General features: G+C 64.4%; 21 protein-coding genes. 13 read left to right on the plus strand and 8 right to left on the minus strand.

What is annotated here, in order from left to right; all coding sequences use genetic code 11:
* Together DYI24_RS05760 and DYI24_RS05765 are read right to left on the minus strand one after the other, a co-directional pair.
* Positions 1–196: DsbA family protein (locus DYI24_RS05760; RefSeq protein ID WP_205523384.1), on the minus strand; the 196-nt coding region annotated here is incomplete at its 3' end.
* Between the two features lie 441 nt (positions 197–637).
* Positions 638–1,357, minus strand: coding sequence for a glutathione S-transferase N-terminal domain-containing protein (locus DYI24_RS05765; RefSeq protein ID WP_164571587.1), 720 nt, complete (start codon positions 1,355–1,357; stop codon positions 638–640).
* A 150-nt stretch (positions 1,358–1,507) separates the two neighbouring features.
* Here DYI24_RS05765 and DYI24_RS05770 point away from each other — a divergent pair, with 150 nt between their 5' ends.
* Positions 1,508–2,530: a methionine synthase gene (locus DYI24_RS05770; protein ID WP_164571588.1), complete on the plus strand. Its 1,023-nt coding sequence runs from the start codon at positions 1,508–1,510 to the stop codon at positions 2,528–2,530.
* 158 nt (positions 2,531–2,688) lie between these two features.
* On the opposite strand, the gene DYI24_RS05775 is transcribed toward DYI24_RS05770, so the two are convergent.
* From DYI24_RS05775 to DYI24_RS05785, 3 genes are all read right to left on the minus strand, one after another.
* Positions 2,689–3,363, minus strand: a complete 675-nt coding sequence (locus DYI24_RS05775) for a hypothetical protein (protein WP_164571589.1) — start codon at positions 3,361–3,363, stop codon at positions 2,689–2,691.
* A 106-nt stretch (positions 3,364–3,469) separates the two neighbouring features.
* The gene (gpt, locus tag DYI24_RS05780) at positions 3,470–3,991 is read right to left on the minus strand and encodes a xanthine phosphoribosyltransferase (RefSeq protein WP_164571590.1); all 522 of its coding nucleotides are present in this window, start codon (positions 3,989–3,991) and stop codon (positions 3,470–3,472) included.
* A 160-nt stretch (positions 3,992–4,151) separates the two neighbouring features.
* Positions 4,152–4,889, minus strand: a complete 738-nt coding sequence (locus tag DYI24_RS05785) for a competence/damage-inducible protein A (RefSeq protein ID WP_164571591.1) — start codon at positions 4,887–4,889, stop codon at positions 4,152–4,154.
* 222 nt (positions 4,890–5,111) lie between these two features.
* On the opposite strand from DYI24_RS05785, the gene DYI24_RS05790 reads away from it, so the two are divergent.
* The 8 genes from DYI24_RS05790 to DYI24_RS05825 all read left to right on the plus strand — a co-directional run bounded on the left by DYI24_RS05790 (position 5,112) and on the right by DYI24_RS05825 (position 12,538).
* Positions 5,112–6,530: a circularly permuted type 2 ATP-grasp protein gene (locus tag DYI24_RS05790; RefSeq protein ID WP_107344140.1), complete on the plus strand. Its 1,419-nt coding sequence runs from the start codon at positions 5,112–5,114 to the stop codon at positions 6,528–6,530.
* 110 nt (positions 6,531–6,640) lie between these two features.
* Entirely contained in the window at positions 6,641–7,585 is a 945-nt protein-coding gene (locus DYI24_RS05795) for an alpha-E domain-containing protein (RefSeq protein ID WP_164571592.1), read from the plus strand.
* Positions 7,586–7,636: 51 nt separating this feature from the next.
* Complete coding sequence (locus tag DYI24_RS05800) at positions 7,637–8,464, plus strand: transglutaminase family protein (RefSeq protein ID WP_164571593.1); 828 nt, start codon at positions 7,637–7,639, stop codon at positions 8,462–8,464.
* Positions 8,465–8,571: 107 nt separating this feature from the next.
* The gene (locus DYI24_RS05805) at positions 8,572–9,318 is read left to right on the plus strand and encodes a proteasome-type protease (RefSeq protein WP_164571603.1); all 747 of its coding nucleotides are present in this window, start codon (positions 8,572–8,574) and stop codon (positions 9,316–9,318) included.
* Positions 9,319–9,336: 18 nt separating this feature from the next.
* The gene (locus DYI24_RS05810) at positions 9,337–9,846 is read left to right on the plus strand and encodes a GNAT family N-acetyltransferase (RefSeq protein ID WP_164571594.1); all 510 of its coding nucleotides are present in this window, start codon (positions 9,337–9,339) and stop codon (positions 9,844–9,846) included.
* A 255-nt stretch (positions 9,847–10,101) separates the two neighbouring features.
* Positions 10,102–11,262 carry a GNAT family N-acetyltransferase gene (locus DYI24_RS05815; protein ID WP_164571595.1) on the plus strand — a complete coding sequence of 387 codons (1,161 nt, stop codon included), beginning with the start codon at positions 10,102–10,104 and terminating at the stop codon, positions 11,260–11,262.
* 80 nt (positions 11,263–11,342) lie between these two features.
* Positions 11,343–12,095 carry an SDR family oxidoreductase gene (locus DYI24_RS05820; RefSeq protein WP_164571596.1) on the plus strand — a complete coding sequence of 251 codons (753 nt, stop codon included), beginning with the start codon at positions 11,343–11,345 and terminating at the stop codon, positions 12,093–12,095.
* Positions 12,096–12,118: 23 nt separating this feature from the next.
* Entirely contained in the window at positions 12,119–12,538 is a 420-nt protein-coding gene (locus DYI24_RS05825) for a protease inhibitor I42 family protein (RefSeq protein ID WP_164571597.1), read from the plus strand.
* Here the strand turns inward: DYI24_RS05825 and DYI24_RS05830 are convergent.
* Both DYI24_RS05830 and DYI24_RS05835 read right to left on the minus strand, forming a co-directional pair.
* Complete coding sequence (locus tag DYI24_RS05830) at positions 12,513–13,043, minus strand: cupin domain-containing protein (protein ID WP_164571598.1); 531 nt, start codon at positions 13,041–13,043, stop codon at positions 12,513–12,515. The genes DYI24_RS05825 and DYI24_RS05830 overlap by 26 nt on opposite strands.
* The gene (locus DYI24_RS05835; RefSeq protein WP_164571599.1) at positions 13,033–14,133 is read right to left on the minus strand and encodes a RuBisCO large subunit C-terminal-like domain-containing protein; all 1,101 of its coding nucleotides are present in this window, start codon (positions 14,131–14,133) and stop codon (positions 13,033–13,035) included. Before DYI24_RS05835 ends, DYI24_RS05830 begins: the two co-directional genes overlap by 11 nt.
* A 180-nt stretch (positions 14,134–14,313) precedes the next feature.
* On the opposite strand from DYI24_RS05835, the gene DYI24_RS05840 reads away from it, so the two are divergent.
* Both DYI24_RS05840 and DYI24_RS05845 read left to right on the plus strand, forming a co-directional pair.
* Positions 14,314–15,564, plus strand: a complete 1,251-nt coding sequence (locus DYI24_RS05840) for a NupC/NupG family nucleoside CNT transporter (RefSeq protein WP_164571600.1) — start codon at positions 14,314–14,316, stop codon at positions 15,562–15,564.
* 224 nt (positions 15,565–15,788) lie between these two features.
* A complete protein-coding gene (locus DYI24_RS05845; RefSeq protein ID WP_164571601.1) occupies positions 15,789–17,474 on the plus strand; it encodes a hypothetical protein in 1,686 nt (561 codons plus the stop codon).
* Between the two features lie 5 nt (positions 17,475–17,479).
* Here DYI24_RS05845 and DYI24_RS05850 read toward each other — a convergent pair whose 3' ends face one another.
* The gene (locus DYI24_RS05850; protein WP_107344130.1) at positions 17,480–17,764 is read right to left on the minus strand and encodes an usg protein; all 285 of its coding nucleotides are present in this window, start codon (positions 17,762–17,764) and stop codon (positions 17,480–17,482) included.
* Between the two features lie 443 nt (positions 17,765–18,207).
* On the opposite strand from DYI24_RS05850, the gene groES reads away from it, so the two are divergent.
* Entirely contained in the window at positions 18,208–18,522 is a 315-nt protein-coding gene (gene groES / locus DYI24_RS05855) for a co-chaperone GroES (protein WP_013503045.1), read from the plus strand.
* Positions 18,523–18,674: 152 nt separating this feature from the next.
* On the plus strand, positions 18,675–19,534 hold an 860-nt coding region (groEL, locus tag DYI24_RS05860; RefSeq protein WP_164571602.1), incomplete at its 3' end, for a chaperonin GroEL.

The raw sequence follows: 19,534 nt of genomic DNA on the forward strand, positions 1-19,534 counted from the left end.
TGACCATGTAGCGCGCCTTCAGCGGCACCGGCGTCTTGCGGGATTCATACACGCTCGGATTGACCGAGTTGAAGATGCCGCCAACCAGGATCGGCCGCCAGGTGATCTCCTCGCCCATCTCTTTCGCCAGCGGCTGGATGTTGTGAAAGGCGAGATACGTCCACGGACTGGAGCAGTCGAAGAAGAATTCGAGCATCGGCGTTTCCTTTTCTTGGTTGTTGTTGATTGTTACTTAGCTGGCCCACTTGTCAGCGATCAAACTCTCGTTCGTCATTCCGGGGCGCGAGCGCAGCTCGCGAACCCGGAATCCATAACCCCAAATCCCTCGTTCGAGCAAAGCGCAACGGCCGCCCTGCTCCACCGCCGACGCTGCGGCGTATGGATTCCGGGCTCGCGCGGCTTCGCCGCACGCCCCGGAATGACGAACGCTGAGTTGGTGTACGACATCGCTACGCTACCACCGTCGTCCCCCGCGAAGGCGGGGGACCCAGTATTGCAGAGCGCCAACGTTCGACAACGGACGCTCTGGAATACTGGGTCGCCCGGACCAGCCGGGCGATGACGTCGATGATCGGGAATGCGCCAGAAGCTGATCGTGCGCCCATCCCTGTTTCGCGCCTTGCGTTGTGCCGCATCATCACTGCTGCTGCGCGCTTTGCGCCTGGGCGTCGGCATGCGCCGGCTTGTCGACGCCGAACAGCAGCTTGCGGGCCTGCTCGTCCATCGGCTTCTTGTCCTCCTTGCCGAGGGCGAGACCGGCCTGCAGCTTGGGCCGCGCGCGCAACGTCGCGTACCAGCGCTTGATGTTGGGATAGTCGTCGAGCGTCAAGCCCTGCGCCTTGTGGGTCATAATCCAGGGGAAGCAGGCGATGTCGGCAATCGAGTAGTCGCCGGCGATATAGTCGCGGCCGGCCAGCCGCTGATCGAGCACGCCGTACAGCCGCTTCGCTTCGCGGCTGTAGCGGTCGATCGCGTACGGGATCTTCTCCGGCGCATACAGCAGGAAGTGGCCGTTCTGCCCGAGCATCGGCCCGAGCCCGGCCATCTGCCACATCAGCCACTGCATCACCTCAAACCGCGCCCGCGTCTCGGTCGGCATCAGTTGCCCGGATTTCTCCGCCAGATAGATCAGGATCGCCCCGCTCTCGAACACCGACAGCGGCGCGCCGCCGCCAGTCGGCGCGTGATCGACGATCGCCGGCATGCGTCCGTTGGGGCTGAGTTTGAGGAATTCCGGCTGGTGCTGATCGCCGCGGCCGAGCTGCATCGGCACCACCTTGTAAGGCAGGCCGCACTCTTCCAGCATGATCGAGATCTTCCAGCCGTTCGGCGTCGGCGCGTAATACAGATCGATCATGGCGGCAGGGTCCTCTTGACGGGTTTGCGTCGATCCTAGCCCGGCTTCGGCCGGCTTGTCACCTCGGTCTCGCACTTCTGTACGCCCCGCCGCGGACGTGGCACAGAGGGCGTCAATCAGGCCCATGTCAGGCTGCAGGGAGAGAACACGATGCTGTTTCCGACCACGATCGCCGGCTCGTTGCCGAAACCGGAATGGCTGGCCGAGCCCAACAAGCTGTGGGCGCCGTGGAAGTCGACGGGCGCTGAGCTGCTCCGCGCCAAGCGCGACGCCACCATCCTGGCGCTGAAGCTGCAGGAAGACTCAGGGATCGACATCGTCACCGAGGGCGAACAGGCGCGGCAGCATTTCGTCCACGGCTTCCTCGAAGCCGTCGAGGGCATCGACTTCGCCCACAAGGTCGAGATGGGCATCCGCAACGATCGCTACAAAGCGATGGTGCCTCAGGTGGTGGCGCCGTTGCGGCTGAAGGGACGCGTTCACGGCTTCGAAGGCCAGATCGCGCGCGCGCATAGCACGCACAAGATCAAGTTCACTCTGCCCGGCCCGATGACGATCATCGACACCATCGCCGATCGCTACTACGGCGACCGCGTCAAGATGGCATTCGCCTTCGCCGAGCTGCTCAACGAGGAAGCCAAGGCGCTGCAGGCCGACGGCATCGACATGATCCAGTTCGACGAGCCGGCGTTTAATGTCTACATGAGCGAGGCTGCCGACTGGGGCGTCAAGGCGCTGGAGCGCGCCGCGCAGGACCTGACCTGCGCCACCGCCGTCCACATCTGCTACGGCTACGGCATCAAGGCCAACACCGATTGGAAGGAAACACTCGGCGCCGAGTGGCGGCAATACGAGGACATCTTCCCGGCGATCGACGCCAGCTCGATCCAGCAGGTCGCGGTCGAGTGCCGCAATTCGAAAGTGCCGCTGGAACTGTTGTCGCTGCTGAAGGGCAAGATCGTCCAGGCCGGCGTCATCGATGTCGCCAGCGACGAGGTCGAGACCGCCGAAGACGTCTGCGCCACGATCGAAGCGGTGATGCGGCACGTGCCGAAGAGAAACATCATCGCCACCACCAACTGCGGCATGGCCCCGATGCGGCGGGAGATCGCCGAGGCGAAGCTATTTGCGCTCGGCGCGGGGGCGGAGCTGGCACGGGAGCGGTTTCAGTAATAAGTCAACCGCGAAGCCTCTCGTTCGTCACCAACCTCTCCCCGTCATTCCGGGGCGTCGCGCAGCGGCAAACCCGGAATCCAGAAGTTACGAGCACAGCGCTTCACCCACGTCGAGATTCCGGGTTCGCGCCTTCGGCGCGCCCCGGAATGACGGGGCTAGTTTGCGCGTGAAGTTGGATGCAGTGCGGGTTGATAGCCGGCTTCGAGAGCCCTTAGCGCCGATGGTGGCGTGAGGAGGACGAGACGATCCTGCAAGCCTTCGAGCATCGCCGCTTCGACCGGCAGATAACCTTCAAACGACCACTGCAGCAGCCAGCCTCGCGTGAACAGATAAGCAATGCCGGTGCAGGCACCCTCGCGGACGCCGGCATCGTCGTACTTTACGTCCGCCACCATCGCCCCATCCGGCAACTCGCTCACCGCGCATGCCAGCGGATGCAGTCGCTTGGCGCGGCCGTCGAGCCGTTCGCGATGCAATGTGGCGTCGATCTGTTTGGCGCTGACTTGCTCGAGCCCGTTGCCGCGCGCCCAGGCGGCGGCGAAGGCATTCGCGTCGGTGCGGCGGCAGTAGTAGCAAGGCCGATGCCCGGCCGCGAGCGCGGTCGCCTCATCGAGAAAGAACAACTCGGTCCAGCTCCGCGTCGCCATCACGTCGCGGCGGCGGCCGCGGAACTCACAGACGCAAGAGATCCACGCCGGGCTAGACCACCGCCGCTTGAGCAGCGTCTTAGTCGCCGGATCATGGATGATGCCGCGATTGCCGGTGAACATCCCGCGGCTGGCGACCGCGACGATCTCGCCGAACGGCGTCACGCGGTTTTGCAGCGGCATGGTCCCTCCGCGGGTCATTCCGAGGAGCAAAGCGACGAAACAATCCAGACGGTTCGTGCTCGGAACTGGATTGCTTCGCTTCGCTCGCAATGACGGTGTGTTTGCTTCAGCCCGCTCCGTCCTTGAGCGGCGGCTGGAAGCTGAGCCCGGTGTCCCAGGGGAAGAAGATCCAGGTGTCCTGCGACACTTCGGTGATGAAGGTGTCGACCAAGGGACGGCCTTTCGGCTTGGCATAGACCGCCGCGAAATGCGCGTCGGGCAGCATCGATCGCACCATCCGGCCGGTCTTGCCGGTGTCGACCAGGTCATCGATGATCAGCAGGCCCTTGCCGGTGCCACCGCCCAGCGTGGCGGTCTGATCGGACACGCCCTTGAGCACCTGCAGTTCGCCCTGCTTGTCGTGCTCATAGCTGGCGATGCACACCGTGTCGATCACCCGCAGGCCGAGCTCCCGCGCGACGATCGCGGCCGGCACCAGACCGCCTCGGGTGATAGCGATCACCGCATGGAACGGCCCGAGTTCGTTGAGCCGCCAGCTCAGCGCCCGGCAATCACGATGAAACTGATCCCATGACACCGGAAACGGACGCCCTGCCCGCTTCTGTTCACTCGGTTCGCTTTGCGTCATCCATTCACTCCGACTATTCCGTCATTGCGAGCCAGCCGGATCGGCGCATTGCGCCGTCCTGAGCACCGGCTCAGCGAAACAATCCGGAGCCACGGTGCACGCGGTTCTGGGTGGCTTCGTCGTGCCGCTCCTCGCAATGACGGGACCTACTTGTCTTGGTTCACTTCGCGGCCTGCAGGTCCGCCAGCATCTGCTTTACGGCGGTCATCGCCTGCTGCAGCTTTTCCGGATCGCGCGAGCGCACCACCAGATTGGTGTTCGGCTTGCGCTCCTCGTCGAGGAACGGATAGCTGCCGATCATCGTATCCGGATGCGCGGCGGCGATCTCGCGCAGCGGGCCGCCGATGTCGCCCTCGCGCGCGTTGGCCTTCACCGTCTCCGACAGCATCCGGACGCCGGACTTCAACCGCGGCGCCACGATGTCCATCATCGCCTGCATGATCGACGGCACGCCGGCCATGACGATGACGTTGCCGATCTTGAAACCGGGCGCGATGATGGTCGCGCTCTGGATCAGCTCGGCGCCATCCGGGATCCGCGCCATCCGCAGCCGCGCTTCGTTGAGCTCGGCTTCGGAGAACCGTTCGCGGAACCGGGCCACCACCTCGGGGTGATAGCCGATCTCGACGCCGAACGCCTTGGCGACGCAGTCGGCCGTAATGTCGTCATGGGTCGGCCCGATGCCGCCGGTGGTGAACACGTAGGTGTAGCGGCTGCGTAACGCGTCCAGCGCCTCGATGATCGCGGCCTCGTCGTCGGCCACCACGCGCACCTCGCGCAAATCGATCGCGATGTTGGTCAGGTACTCGGCGATGAAGCCGATGTTCTTGTCCTTGGTCCGGCCCGACAGAATCTCGTCGCCGATCACCAGGATACCCGCCGTAACGATCTCGCTCATGAATGCTTCCGTTTCCCCGCTGCTACCTGCCGGCGACAAGCTCTGCCCGTTCCGAAGACGCCTGCCAATGAATTGAGCAACACGCCGCCTGAATTGCGGGCAACATTGTGAACCCGCGGTCAAAAACCGTCCACTCCTTCCATATCGTGCTGGCCCGGCCCTTGCTACTGCTGTGTTCCATGCTGCACTCTACGCAGCATTGTGGGGAATCAGACTGGTTTCATGGCAGTTGCGTTTGATGAAATGAACGGCCCCGGCGGCGATGTTCGCGCGGCCTATCAGGAATTGTCCCGCTGGCTCGGCGAAACGCCGCCCGAAGCCCTCACCCATCGACGCCAGGAAGCCGAGCTGCTGTTTCGCCGCATCGGCATCACCTTCGCGGTGTATGGCGACGCGGAAGCGCAAGAGCGGCTGATCCCGTTCGACGTCATCCCTCGCATTCTGTCGGCGCAGGAATGGGCGCGGATGGAGCTCGGGCTGAAGCAGCGCGTCCGCGCGCTGAACATGTTCCTGCGCGACATCTATCACGGCCGCGACATCCTGCGCGCGGGCATCATCCCCGACGACCTGATCTTCCAGAATCCGGTGTTCCGCCCGGAGATGAACGGCCAGGCGGTGCCGCACGACGTCTACGTCCACATCGCCGGCATCGACATCGTCCGGGTCGACGACGAACATTTCTACGTGCTGGAGGACAATGCGCGGACGCCGTCGGGCGTCTCCTACATGCTGGAAAACCGTGAGATCATGATGCGGCTGTTTCCGGATCTGTTCGCGCGGCACCGCATCGCGCCGGTCGAGCGCTATCCGGACGAACTCCTGACCGCGCTGCGCTCGGTTGCTCCCGCACATTCGTCGTCGGAACCGACCGTGGCGCTGATGACGCCGGGCGTGTTCAATTCCGCCTATTACGAGCACTCGTTCCTCGCCGATAAGCTCGGCATCGAGCTGGTCGAAGGCCGCGACCTCGTCGTCAAGAACGACGAGGTGTTCATGCGCACCACCGAGGGGCTGAAGCGGGTCGACGTGATCTATCGCCGGGTCGACGACGATTTCATCGATCCTTTGACGTTCCGCCCGGATTCGGTGCTCGGCGTGCCCGGACTGATGTCGGCCTATCGGGCCGGCAACGTCACGCTGGCCAACGCGGTCGGCACCGGCATCGCCGACGACAAGGCGGTGTACAGCTATATGCCGGACATCGTGAAATTCTATCTGGACGAAGAACCGATCCTGAAGAACGTCCCGACCTGGCGCTGCCGCGAGCCGAGCGACCTGGCCTACGTGCTCGACCATCTGTCCGAGCTGGTGGTCAAGGAAGTCCACGGCTCCGGTGGCTACGGTATGCTGATCGGCCCCACTGCCACCAAGGCGACGATCGAAGCGTTCCGCGAGAAGCTGAAGCGCGAGCCGGAGGGCTTCATCGCCCAACCGACGCTCGCGCTCTCCACCTGCCCCACCTGCACCGAAGCCGGCCTCGCCCCGCGCCACGTCGACCTGCGCCCATTCGTGCTCACCGGCCGCGATCGCATCACCGTGGTGCCCGGCGGCCTGACCCGCGTCGCGCTGCAGGAAGGCTCGCTGGTGGTGAATTCCAGTCAGGGCGGCGGCACCAAGGACACCTGGGTGCTGGATGAGTAGGTCCGCAACATCGGAGGCGTCATTGCGAGCGAAGCGAAGCAATCCATGGCGCCACGCTCGGCAAGCTGGATTGCTTCGTCGCTCCGCTCCTCGCAATGACGGAATAAGTCATGCTGTCCCGTACCGCTGAAAACCTGTTCTGGCTGTCCCGTTACGTCGAGCGCGCCGAATATCTGGCGCGGACCATCGAGGCGACGCTGCGCGTCACCGCTCTGCCGAACACCTATTCGGGCCAGGGCAATGAATGGGATTCGGCGCTGCTGACCGCCGGCGTCAGCGCCAGCTTCTATGCGCAGTACGAGGAGGCCAACGAGCCCAACGTCGTCGAATTCCTGTCGATGTCGACCTCGAACCCGTCCTCGATCCGCAATTGCATCGAGGCGGCGCGGCTGAACGCACGCTCGGTGCGCACCGCGCTGACGGGCGCGATGTGGGATACCATCAACTCGGCCTGGATCGAGCTGCAGGAAAACTGGAGCAAGGGTGCCAAGACCCGCGAGCAGCTGACCCAGTTCCTGCGCTTCGTGCAGGAGACCTCGCTGCGGTTCGACGGCTCGGCCTATCGCACCATGCTGCGCAACGATGCCTATTGGTTCTCACGGCTCGGCGTGCATCTCGAACGCGCCGACAACACCGCGCGGATTCTCGACGTCAAATATCACCTGCTGCTGCCCGAAGAGGAGCACGTCGGTGGCCCGCTCGACTATTATCAGTGGTCGTCGATCCTGCGCTCGGTGTCGGCACTGACCGCGTATCACTGGGTGTATCGCGAGACGCTGAAGCCGTGGCTGATCGCCGACCTGCTGATCCTCAACGACAGCCTGCCGCGGTCACTCGCCTCGTGCTACGGCAATCTGGTGCGCAACCTCGACCAGATCGGCGTCGCCTATGGCCGCCAGGGCCCCTCCCAGCGCCATGCCCGCGCCATCCGCAACCGGTTGGAACACTCCAACATGGACGACATCTTCCAGCGCGGCGTCCACGAATTCATCCAGGAATTCATCGCCGACAACAGCCGGCTCGGCGAAATCGTCGCCAAGCAGTATCTTATCTGATCGAGCACAGGCGCGCGCCCTGCCCGCCGCCGCAACCGGACTCTGGACGCCATGCGCCTGCGCATCACGCACACCACCAACTATCACTACGAGCCGCCCGCCACCGGCGTGATCCAGGTGCTGCGGATCACGCCGAGCAGCCACGACGGGCAGTACGTCGCCGAATGGCAGATCGACATCTCCTCCGACACCCGGCTGGACATGCATTACGACGCGTTCGGCAACATCACCCATGTGCTGACGGTCGGCGCCACCGAAGACCTCACCATCACAGCCGAAGGGCTGATCGAGACCTCCGACACCGGCGGCGTGCTGAAGGGCGCCGACGAGCGGTTTCCGCCGCAGCTGTTTCTGCGCCCGACCGAGCTGACCGATCTGACGCCGCCGATGCAGGCGCTGGCGCGGGAGCTGCGCGGCGACGGCAGCGGCGATACGATCGGCTTCCTGCATGCGCTGATGACGGCGATCAACAAGCACATCACCTTCGACGACGACCCGACCCATTCCGGCACCACGGCGTCCGAAGCCTTCACGCTGCGCCGCGGCGTCTGCCAGGACTACGCGCATGTGTTCATCGCCTGCGCCCGCGCCGGCGGGGTGCCGGCCCGGTTCGTCTCCGGACATTTCCTGCGCGCTGACGGCGTGGTGCACCAGCCCGCCGGCCACGCCTGGGCCGAAGCCTATGTGCCGGGTCTCGGCTGGGTCGGGTTCGATCCGGCCAACGGCATCTGCACCACCGACGCCCATGCCCGCGTCGCGATCGGGCTCGACTATCTCGGCGCCGCCCCGGTGCGCGGCACCCGCTATGGCGGCGGCCTCGAGACGCTGACGGTGTCGGTGAAGGTCGATCAGGCCGGCCGGCAGTTTCAGTCGCAGTAGCTTACGCCCTTCGGGGGCTGGACCGCCGGCGCGGATGGGCTAGTGTCCCGCAGCCGGCCGCATTCTGCGTTGTCGTGCTTTCCTTCAGACCGGTGTTCGAGGACGAGATGACCTATTGCTGTGGAGTTCTGGTGCGTGAAGGCCTGGTGATGGTGGCCGACACCCGCACCAATGCCGGGCTCGACAACATCTCGACCTTCCGCAAGCTGCACGTCTTCAGCAAGCCGGGCGACCGCATCATGGCGGTGGCGAGCGCCGGCAATCTGTCGATCAGCCAGTCCGTGCTGTCGACCCTCACCGAGGGCCTGGAGAACGCCGAGACCGGCGAGCGCGAGACTCTGATCGGCGCCTCCAGCATGTTTCAGGCGGCGCAGCTGATCGGTCGCGCGATCCGCCACGTCAACGCCACCGAGGCGCAGGCGCTGAAGGCGGAGGACATCAACTACGAAGTGTCGTTCCTGTTCGGCGGCCAGATCAAGGGCGAGCGGATGCGCCTGTTCATGATCTACCCGGCCGGCAATTTCATCGAATGCACCATCGACACGCCGTATTTGCAGATCGGCGAGCACAAATACGGCAAGCCGGTGCTCGATCGCGCGATTACTTACGACGTCGAACTGTACGAGGCGCTGAAGACCAGCCTGATCTCGATGGATTCGACGATGCGCTCCAATCTCGGCGTCGGGCTGCCGATCGACGTGCTGGTGGTGCGCACCGATGTCTGCGAGGCCGATCTAAACCACCGCATCGAGGCCGGCGAGCCCTACTTTCACGACCTCCGCTCGCGCTGGTCGGCCGCACTTCGCGCCGCCCACAAGAACATCCCGCGCCCGCCCTACAAGGATCAGGCGTGAGGCATCGGGCGCGAGATGATGACCTTCAAGACTGCGGCCTGGCGCCGCATGACGCCCGCCGATCTGTCCGCCGTCAATACGATCGCCGCGGTGGTGCATGCGGCGTATCCTGAAGACGCAGCGGTGTTCGCCGAGCGGCTAGCGCTGCATCCAGGCGGCTGCTTCGTCCTCGAAACCGCAAGCGGCCTCGGCGGCTATCTGATCAGCCACCCGTGGCATTTCAAACAGCCGCCTGCGCTCAATGCGTTACTCGGCCGCATTCCCCAGCCGGCCTCGACCTATTACCTGCACGACATCGCGCTACTCCCCGAAGCGCGCGGCGGCGGTGCGGCCGCGACCATTCTTTCGACGCTGGAACAGCATGCCGTCGAGACTGCGGACAACATCTCGCTGGTCGCCGTTGGCGGCACCGTCCGGTTTTGGCAGCGACTGGGCTTCGAACCAATCGACAGCAAAGAGCTCTCCCAAAAGCTCGCCAGCTACGGCGCCGACGCACGCTACATGGGTCGTCCAGCCAAACTCGGATGAATCGCGAGTCTTTTTGATACTAAGGAGCAACGGCGGTCGAAAGGGGATGCAGGTCGATCGAGACCGAGCATAGCGGTCCTTCCGTACAGCTCGCGAATGCGCATCCTTGGAACGGTCAACAAGACATTCCGCCCCGATTAACTCTCCTTTCCATTCGTATCGTCTGGCGTTTTCCATCCGACTTCCCTCAATGATAGGTTGTCGACCGACATCACAAACATACTGAGTTGCGACACCACCTTGAGAGACGTGAGAATGATCAACGGCGAACGGCTGGAAATCGTGCAGACGGGCGAACGCCTGCAGGAAATCGGCCCCGCCTGGGAGGCGCTGTGGAACCACACCGGCGCCGTCGTGTTTCAGAGCCATGCTTGGATCGCGGCCTGGTGGCATGCGCTTCCCGATCGGGAACGGCGGAAACTGTTTATCGTCCTTGCGTGGCGCGGCGACACTCTAGAGGCCGTCCTGCCACTTGCGATCTGTCGCCAACATGGCGTCCGCGTCCTGGAATGGGCCGCCAAGGACTATTCCGACTACTGCGACGCGCTGCTGCAACCGACCGCCGATCCGTCGCTGCTCGAACGGATGTGGGACTACAGCCACGCGCACGGCGGTTTCGATGCTGTTTACCTCGGCCATCTCCTGCCAACAGCAGCGGTGAGGACACTCGCCAACAATAAATCTGGATATCGCCGCGCGCTGCGCCCGCACTACCGGCACGCCACCAGTCTCCGCGTCGTCGGCCCATGGGCCAGCAGCCAGGCGTGGTTCGATGCGCAGTCCGGAAATGCGCGTCGAAACTATCGCCGCTCGCTGAAAAGCCTGTCGGAAGGTGCAGAAGTCGAATTCCGCCTGCTGTCGCCCGAGGAGCCGATTGGCCCTGCGGTGCGGCGCTGTGCCGACCTGAAGCGTGCCTGGTGCGAGCGGAACGGTCTGGTGGCGCCGCTGTTCGATGAGGGCTCACCGATGCTGGAAACGCTTGCGCAAGTGCTCGCCGACAAAGGACTGCTTCGGGTGTTCGTGCTTGAGCGAGACGGCGTGATCGTCGCCATGACGATCAATCTGATGCAGCACGATACGATGATGGCTTACGTCACGACGTACGACGCCGCCTTCGATCGCAGCTCGCCCGGCTATATCCTGCTGTTCGACTACATCCGTTGGTCGATCGATCACGGCGCCACGACGATCGACTTTCTCTGTGGCGACGAGGATTACAAATATCGCTTTGCCAATCAGCAGGTGACCTTGGCGTCGTTTGTCGCCGGGCGGACTCTTCTCGGCGAGGCGGCGCTGCAATCGGACCGCGCTTGGCACACGCTGCAGACCTATCGAGGGCGGATGCAGAGCGGGCTGTCGAGGGCCAAACGATTCTTGGATAAAAGGCCGGCGAGCCAAGCTGCGGCCGATCGATAATCCGATTTGCTTGTTGCCCAAGCAGACAACGTTTACGATCGCGGCGCCATCCAACAAGAAACAACATCGGGAAGACGCCAATGCCCACCACCAAGATCGCCCTCGTCACCGGTGCAGGCACCGGTGTCGGCCGTGCCGCGGCGCTGGCGCTGATGCAGGCCGGATTCACCGTGGTGCTGGCCGGGCGTCGGCTGGAGCTGCTGCAGGAGACCCAGAAGCTCGGCGCCGAGTTCGGTGAGAGCCTGCCCGTTGTCGCCGACATGGCCGATCCGGCATCGATCGCCGCGCTGTTCGACACCATCGTGCAGCACTACGGCCGTCTCGACGTGCTGTTCAACAACGCCGGCATCGGCGCCCCGCCGGTGCCGTTCGAAGATCTGCCGCTGGAGCAGTGGCAGGCGGTGGTGACGACCAACCTCACCGCGCCGTTCCTGTGCACCCAGCACGCGTTCCGGATTATGAAGGATCAGACCCCGCGCGGCGGCCGTATCATCAACAACGGCTCGATCTCGGCGCACGCGCCGCGACCGTTCTCGGCCGCCTACACCGCCACCAAGCACGCGATCAGCGGTCTGACCAAGGCCAGCAATCTCGACGGCCGCGCCTACGACATCGCGGTCGGCCAGATCGACATCGGCAACGCGGCCACGCCGATGACCGATCGCATGGTGCAAGGCGTACTGCAGCCCGACGGCCGCACCATCGCCGAGCCGCGGATGGATGCGAAGGCGGTCGGCGATGCGGTGGCCTACATGGCAGGCCTGCCGCTCGACGCCAACGTGCTATTCATGACGGTGATGGCGACCAAGATGCCATTCGTCGGACGCGGCTAAGCCGCGTCCTTCCGGGGGCTAACATGCGGACATCGTTCACGACCTTCCGACGACTGGGACTGCTCGGCATGCTGGCCGGCGTTGCGCTGGTTGCGGGTGTCGCGCCACCGCGAGCCGACGACACTGCCGAGACACTGCGCCTCGTGGTCGAAGGCGAAGCCACCTTCACCCTGAAAGAGAATCCGTCGACCGGCTATCGCTGGCATCTCGACACCAAAGCGAGCCGCAATCTCGACCTGATCGAGATTTCCGATGCCGGTTACCGCCAGGGCGGCGGCGATGTCGTGCACCAGCCGATGGTCGGCGTCCCCGGCACCCGGTCGTTCCGCATCATCGCCCGCAAGGACGGCACCGCTACCGCGGTGTTCGATTACTTGCGCGACTGGGAGAACCAGGCTCCGGCGCAGCGCCACACAGTTACGGTCGAGATCGCGCCACGCTGACGTGCAGCTCCTCCCCGCCGGTGCGAATGAAGTCGGCGATACGCTCGTTCTTACGCAGCTCCGCAACATCGTCCGCCGTCGGCAATTGCGGCCGGTCACGCGTGACATTGACGACGCAGAGAAAGCCAAGGCAGTCGCCGCGGTTGGCACGGAATTGATGCCAGGTCATCGGCGGGATGAACACCAGATCGCCTTGCCCGACATCGCTGATCTTGTCGCCGACCAGGCACTGCCCGCGCCCGCGATGGATCATCACCGCATGCACATGGGCGTGACGCTCCAGCGTCGAGTAGCCGCCCTCGTCGACCTCGAAATAGCGCCACTCGCAGGCGAGCTTCGGATCCGAGAATAGCAGCTGTCGCGAGACGTCCAGGAACGGCGCCTCGGCGGTCTGTTTGTACGGCATCACCGCGACACCATCCCAGCGGCCCGGCGCAGTCTGCGCGCGGACACCGGGGCGCTCGCCCGCGGTCGGATGCGGTGTTGCTGAATCGTCATCGGCCATGGCTTGCCACCTCTGCGGTGAATCGCGCCGCCTGCTCGGTCAGTTGCTCGCCTGCGGCCAGCAGGCTGCCGCCGATCAGCAGCATCACGTCGGAGCCGTAGAATGCCAGCAGCTCTTGGATGCGATCAATCGCGATACCACCGGCCGGCACCGGCAGGCACGGCTTCAGATCGTACCAGTCGCGTCGCGCCGCATCCGCCAGCGCGCTACAGGTTTTCGGCGCGTAGGCGAACCGGCCACCGTGATGCGGGAAGATCGTCGCATCCGCCGCGAGCAGCCTGAACAGCTTGCCGAGCAGCAGATCGGGCGCGATCCGCTGCGCACCGGCCAGCGACGGATGCGCCAGCATGACCAACCCTTCCGCCTCTTTGGCGATCAGGTGGAAGTTGGCCAGCCCAACGATCATCGGCATCAGCATCACCGCGGACAGGCCTTCGCGGCGGACAATGTCGAGCTGCCGCCGCATGTCGTCGAGCGAGCCGGAGACATGCGGCGCATACAGCGTCGCGGCGCCCCGAGAGTCGCAGGCCTCGCGCACCGCGCGAGCCACCGCCGGCACCCGTTCTGAGAACGGACTGAATGCCTGATCGGCGATGCCGTGGTCGTCCTTGATCAGATCGACACCACCGAGCGCCAGCCGGTGCGCCAGCCCGGCCAGCGCCTCCGGCGCCAGCCCCTGCGGCTTCAGCGCCGACGCGGTCAGCGCCCGCCGCGGCGCGCCGAGCTTGGCGCGAAGACCGACGATGCCGAGCCTCGGCCCGCGGAAGGCAGCCGGATAGGCCGGCGGCAGTTCGACATCGGCCAGCGTCACGTCGGGCTGGATCGAACTGTTGCCGAACAGCATGTTGAGCAGCTGTCCGGGCTCGGCCGGCGCGGTCGCGCTCGCCAAGCTGACCTGCACCGAAAAGCGAGCCTCGCCGATCGGCCTGATCGCCTCGACCCGGCCGACAATCTCGTCCCGGATCCGCTGCTCCGTCACCGCCGCCAGCGGACACTCGACGCTCTGCTCGATCGCCAGCGCCTCGGCCCGGGCAGCGATCTCCCACGGTGCCGAGGCGACCTGATAGGTGACGATAATCCGCTCGCTCATGTTCAATCCGATATCCGGAAGTCCGAGGTGTCGGCCCTGTCTAGCACACCCCGTTCGGCCGCACTGTCGCCGCCCACGACGAAGCCGCGATGACGGCCACGCCCCAGCGGCCCGCGCTTTAGTCGACTTGCCAGCGCGCCTTGCCCTGGCCTACCCATCGGCTTCGGCTCGGGGGACGACATGCTTCAACTGCAATCCGGATTCGGCGTATTCGCGCTGCTGATGCTCGCGTGGGCATTCGGCGAGAACCGCGACCGCGTGTCGGTGCGGCAAGTCGCCATCAGGCTCGGCATCACGCTTTTGACCGCGGTGGCGATGCTGAAGCTGCCCGGCGCCGCTCAGGTGTTCGGGACGATCAACGATGCAGTCGGCGTCATCTCGGCGGCGAGCCGGGCCGGCACCTCGTTCGCATTCGGCTATCTCGGCGGCGCGCCGGCCCCATTCGACATCAAGGCGCCGGGAGCCGATTTCATCCTCGCGTTTCAGGCGCTGCCGGTGGTGCTGGTGATGAGCGTGCTGACCACGCTGTTGTTCTATTGGCGGATCCTGCCGCCGGTGGTGCGGGGCATGGCCTGGCTGCTCAAGCGCACGCTCGGCGTCGGCGGCGCGGTCGGGCTATCGACCGCCGCCAATGTGTTTCTCGGCATGGTCGAAGCGCCGCTGTTCATCCGCCCCTATCTGGCGCAGCTCACCCGCAGCGAACTCTTTCTGGTGATGACCGGCGGCATGGCCGGCATCGCCGGCACCGTGCTGGTGCTATACGCCACGCTGCTGGCGCCGGTGCTGCCCGACGCCGCCGCGCACTTCGTCATCGCCTCGGTGCTCGGCGCGCCGGCCGCGATTCTGGTCAGCCTGATCATGGTGCCGGAGACCGAAGCGCGCGCCACCGGCGGCGAACTCGCCGACCCCGGCCAGATCGCTGTCAGCAGCATGGATGCGATCGTCAAGGGCACCGCGGCCGGCCTCGAGCTGCTGCTCAACATCATCGCGATGCTGATCGTGCTGGTGGCGCTGGTGTATCTCGGTAACGCCGTGCTTGGCCTGCTGCCGCATGTCGGCGGCGAGGCGATCACGCTGCAGCGGCTGCTCGGCTATCTGATGGCGCCGGTGTGCTGGCTGCTCGGCCTGCCATGGGATCAGGCGGTCACCGCCGGTTCGCTGATGGGGATCAAGACCGTCCTCAACGAGCTGATCGCCTATGTCGAGCTGGCGAAGCTGCCGCCCGATGCGCTCGACCCGCGCTCGAAGCTGATCATGCTGTACGCGATGTGCGGCTTCGCCAATTTCGGCAGCCTTGGCATCATGCTGGGCGGCCTCACCGCAATGGCCCCCCAGCGCCGCGAAGAGATCGCAGCCCTCGGCCTGCGGTCGATCGTGTCCGGCACCCTGACCACTTGCCTGATGGGTGCAGTGGTGGGGCTAATGACGTAATCTGCGAATACGATCGTGCTCGCGGCCCCCGGGAGCCAATCGGCAATACTCGGAAACACCACATCTGCCCCTTCGAATTGCAATCGGCCATCCGCATCTGCTAGTTGGGCGCGGAAATGACCGTGATCAATCTTGCGATGCCGTCTTCCGGCAACACTCCGACTGACACTGTTCGACCAAGATCGCCGACCGGCGAAATCACGTAATTCGAGCCGGAGATCGTTTTGTCGTCCTTATCCCTGCGTGATCGTGCGGATCCGCTGACTCTGCCGACCCTGATCGCTGCCTTGGCGGCATGGCTCGTCGCCGCCGCCATCGCCTTCCGCTCCAGTGTTCTGACATCATTCGCCATGGTGTTCGGCAACGGCGGTGACGGCCGGCTGATCGCATATTTGCACGAACATCTGTTCGCATCGCTGCAAGGCCAAGCCGAGCTGCTGTCGCCGGCCTTCTACTTTCCGCAGAAGAACGTCCTCGGCTACACCGATGCGTTTCTGCTCGATGCGCTGCCCTATTCGGCGCTACGCGGACTCGGGCTCGATCCGTTTCTGGCCTCGCAGATCCTCGCCATCATCTTATCGCTGTGCTGCTTTGCTTCGACCCTGGTAATCGGTCGTCGTTATCTGCGGCTCAGCCCAGCGCTGGCGATCTGTGCGGCGGTGCTCATCACCTTTCCCAGCAATCTGATGTTCAAGACGGCTGAGGCGCATCCGAACTTCTTCGCACTCTACTACGTCCCCTGCCTTGTGCTGCTGGCGCTGTGGACGATCGAGGAGTTTCCGCGCCCGACCGGATGGTCGTTGCTACGCGCCGCAGGGTTCGGCGCTGCCTACGGGCTGCTGTTCGCAACCTCGTTTTATGTCGCATGGCTGTTCGCGCTCACGGTGCTGTTCGGGCTCGGCACGGTTGCGGTCTTTCGCGGTCCGGAGACGCTCGCGCTGCTGCAACAACATCCTCGCTCCTGCGTAATGCTCGTCGGCGCGGCACTCGCCGGCTTCGCGATCGGGGCGATACCGGTGCTGACGATCTATTTGCCGGCCCTGCAACAGCAGGCTGGCCGATCGTTCCGCGACTATGTCAGCTTCGCGCCGTTTCCGACCGACCTGATCAATGTCGGCATTCGCAATATGGTCTGGGGCCCTGTCGTCGAGCGGCTGATCGGCGATACCCAGCACGAGCGCGCATTGGCGGTCACGCCGCTGATGACTGCGGCGCTCATCCTTCTGTTGTTGCGGCTGCGCCGCACGGCATCTGCCCGCCCGCTCCCTTGGCAACTCCTGTTCGCGACCAGTTGCGTCGCGGTGTGGGGATTGTCCTGGATTGCAACGCTGCGGATTGGCACGTTCAGCGCCTTCTGGCTGCCCTATCACCTGTTGCCGGGAGCGGTCGCAATCCGCGCCGGCGATCGCATCCAGTTAGTGGTCAATCTCTGGGTGGTGGCCGGCCTGATGGTGCTGCTGCAGTATTGGCTGGACGCTGCATCACCGGACCGCGGAATCCGGCGCAAGCTGATCGCCGCCATCATCGTGGCACTGTGCCTGATCGAACAGATCAATCTTCAGCCTGCCGGGCTGGCACGTCGCGATGAGCTGGCCCAGCTCGCCGCTGTACCGGCCGCCCCGCCGCAGTGCGGCGTATTCGTCGTCGATGGCGGCACGGCGTTCGACGGCAAGCAATTGGATGCGATGTGGATCTCCGCCAAGCTACGGCTGCCGACGCTGAACGGCGACTCTGGCTGGGCCCCTCCAGGCTGGCGGCTCAATGACCCGACGATCGGCTACGACGACGCCGTGCGCCTCTGGATCACCACGACAAACCTCAACGTGCCGCTCTGCCGCTACGACCGCGGCGCGCGGCAATGGTCGCCCTATCCGCTGCCGGCCGACGAAGGGACCGCCGACCGGCAATAACGAAGTCAGTGCAGTCTGAAGACACCGTCGACGGCGCGTAGCTCGGCCGGCTTGATCAGCTTGGAATGCGCGACGGTGACGGCGAACAGCGGCCCTTCGAGCTTCGCTTTCCAAAAACTGAGAAAGTCGTTCAGGGCGGGGAAATCGGGCGCCAAGTCGTAGTCCTGCCACGTGTAGCTCTGCAGCAGCCACTGCCGGTCGGGGCGGCGATAGAGAATTTCGGCGGTCGTCAGACCGTAGCCGAGCACCTGCTTCCTGAAGTCTTCAGAAACTGCACCTCGTTCGACCATAAATCCTCCTTCCCGAACCAGCATTCCGCAACAGTTCGCGACCGGGATTGCCTGGGAATGCCGTCCTTCCTTCTGCTGTCCCCGCGGTGCTGGGCTCCGGTCTTCACTTGCCCATCCCGCGCACCTGAAAATGTGACGCATCTGGACTGGGCATCTCAAGTCAAAAATCGACGGCAAATGCGGAAAAATGCAGCCTTAGCAGCGACTTAATACAAGTGCTAACAGGGGCGCCAAGGGCCACGGGATAGTCGGGGCTTGATTGTCGCCGCAGCGTCGTTCACGGTGTTTGGCAGATGTTCCGCGCGAGTGCTAAAAATTTCGCGCGCAGACCTTGTCTCCTGAAAACCCCTCGACTATCTCGTCGGTGTCGCGCTGGCACTCAATGTCCGCGACTGCCAATATTTCGATTTCTGAAACAAGTTCAGAAACTTAGGAGGACTTGCATGAACTTCCGTCCGCTTCACGACCGCGTCGTGGTCAAGCGCATCGACGCCGAAGAGAAGACCGCCGGCGGTATCATCATTCCTGACACGGCCAAGGAAAAGCCCTCGCAGGGCGAAGTCGTCGCCGTCGGCCCGGGTGGCCGCGACGAAGCCGGCAAGCTGATCCCGATCGACCTCAAGGTCGGTGACCGCGTGCTGTTCGGCAAGTGGAGCGGCACCGAGGTCAAGATCGACGGCAAAGAGCTGCTGATCATGAAGGAAAGCGACATCATGGGCGTCATCACCGACGCCGGCGCCAAGAAGAAGGCCGCCTGAGCCTTTGGAGGTTCCTCACCCTGAGGAGCGCCTGCAAGGCGCGTCTCGAAGGGTGAGCTCCACACGCTGAGACCGCTCATCCTTCGAGATGCGGACCTGCGGTCCGCTCCTCAGGATGAGGAGACAACGATCCAACCCAAGGGAAACCTCTTATGTCCGCTAAAGAAGTCAAATTCGGCGTCGACGCCCGCGACCGCATGCTGCGCGGCGTGGACATTCTCGCCAACGCCGTGAAGGTCACGCTGGGTCCGAAGGGCCGCAACGTCGTCCTCGACAAGTCGTTCGGCGCGCCGCGTATCACCAAGGACGGCGTCACCGTCGCCAAGGACATCGAGCTCGACGACAAGTTCGAGAACATGGGCGCGCAGATGGTGCGCGAAGTCGCCTCGAAGTCTGCCGACGCCGCCGGTGACGGCACCACCACCGCGACCGTGCTGGCCCAGGCGATCGTCCGCGAAGGCGCCAAGGCGGTTGCCGCCGGCATGAACCCGATGGATCTGAAGCGCGGTATCGACCTCGCGGTGGAAGCCGTCGTCGCTGACCTCGTCAAGAATTCCAAGAAGGTCACCTCGAACGACGAGATCGCCCAGGTCGGCACCATCTCGGCCAACGGCGACTCGGAGATCGGCAAGTTCCTCGCCGACGCGATGAAGAAGGTCGGCAACGAGGGTGTCATCACCGTCGAGGAAGCCAAGTCGCTTGAGACCGAACTCGACGTCGTCGAGGGCATGCAGTTCGACCGCGGCTACATCTCGCCCTACTTCGTCACCAACGCCGACAAGATGCGCGTCGAGTTCGACGACGCCTACATCCTGATCAACGAGAAGAAGCTCTCCAACCTCAACGAGCTGCTGCCGCTGCTGGAAGCCGTGGTGCAGACCGGCAAGCCGCTGGTGATCGTCGCGGAAGACGTCGAAGGCGAAGCCCTCGCCACCCTCGTCGTCAACCGTCTGCGTGGCGGCCTCAAGGTCGCGGCCGTCAAGGCGCCGGGCTTCGGTGACCGCCGTAAGGC

Source organism: Rhodopseudomonas sp. BR0C11, assembly GCF_010820945.1.
Classification (GTDB): Bacteria; Pseudomonadota; Alphaproteobacteria; order Rhizobiales; family Xanthobacteraceae; genus Rhodopseudomonas; species Rhodopseudomonas palustris_H.

What these genes read in the sequence shown, in the direction of transcription:
- DYI24_RS05765 (WP_164571587.1), bottom strand. Translation starts at nt 1,357, where the DNA reads ATGATCGATCTGTATTACGCGCCGACGCCGAACGGCTGGAAGATCTCG.
- DYI24_RS05770 (WP_164571588.1), top strand. Translation starts at nt 1,508, where the DNA reads ATGCTGTTTCCGACCACGATCGCCGGCTCGTTGCCGAAACCGGAATGG.
- DYI24_RS05775 (WP_164571589.1), bottom strand. Translation starts at nt 3,363, where the DNA reads ATGCCGCTGCAAAACCGCGTGACGCCGTTCGGCGAGATCGTCGCGGTC.
- gpt (WP_164571590.1), bottom strand. Translation starts at nt 3,991, where the DNA reads ATGACGCAAAGCGAACCGAGTGAACAGAAGCGGGCAGGGCGTCCGTTT.
- DYI24_RS05785 (WP_164571591.1), bottom strand. Translation starts at nt 4,889, where the DNA reads ATGAGCGAGATCGTTACGGCGGGTATCCTGGTGATCGGCGACGAGATT.
- DYI24_RS05790 (WP_107344140.1), top strand. Translation starts at nt 5,112, where the DNA reads ATGGCAGTTGCGTTTGATGAAATGAACGGCCCCGGCGGCGATGTTCGC.
- DYI24_RS05795 (WP_164571592.1), top strand. Translation starts at nt 6,641, where the DNA reads ATGCTGTCCCGTACCGCTGAAAACCTGTTCTGGCTGTCCCGTTACGTC.
- DYI24_RS05800 (WP_164571593.1), top strand. Translation starts at nt 7,637, where the DNA reads ATGCGCCTGCGCATCACGCACACCACCAACTATCACTACGAGCCGCCC.
- DYI24_RS05805 (WP_164571603.1), top strand. Translation starts at nt 8,572, where the DNA reads ATGACCTATTGCTGTGGAGTTCTGGTGCGTGAAGGCCTGGTGATGGTG.
- DYI24_RS05810 (WP_164571594.1), top strand. Translation starts at nt 9,337, where the DNA reads ATGACCTTCAAGACTGCGGCCTGGCGCCGCATGACGCCCGCCGATCTG.
- DYI24_RS05815 (WP_164571595.1), top strand. Translation starts at nt 10,102, where the DNA reads ATGATCAACGGCGAACGGCTGGAAATCGTGCAGACGGGCGAACGCCTG.
- DYI24_RS05820 (WP_164571596.1), top strand. Translation starts at nt 11,343, where the DNA reads ATGCCCACCACCAAGATCGCCCTCGTCACCGGTGCAGGCACCGGTGTC.
- DYI24_RS05825 (WP_164571597.1), top strand. Translation starts at nt 12,119, where the DNA reads ATGCGGACATCGTTCACGACCTTCCGACGACTGGGACTGCTCGGCATG.
- DYI24_RS05830 (WP_164571598.1), bottom strand. Translation starts at nt 13,043, where the DNA reads ATGGCCGATGACGATTCAGCAACACCGCATCCGACCGCGGGCGAGCGC.
- DYI24_RS05835 (WP_164571599.1), bottom strand. Translation starts at nt 14,133, where the DNA reads ATGAGCGAGCGGATTATCGTCACCTATCAGGTCGCCTCGGCACCGTGG.
- DYI24_RS05840 (WP_164571600.1), top strand. Translation starts at nt 14,314, where the DNA reads ATGCTTCAACTGCAATCCGGATTCGGCGTATTCGCGCTGCTGATGCTC.
- DYI24_RS05850 (WP_107344130.1), bottom strand. Translation starts at nt 17,764, where the DNA reads ATGGTCGAACGAGGTGCAGTTTCTGAAGACTTCAGGAAGCAGGTGCTC.
- groES (WP_013503045.1), top strand. Translation starts at nt 18,208, where the DNA reads ATGAACTTCCGTCCGCTTCACGACCGCGTCGTGGTCAAGCGCATCGAC.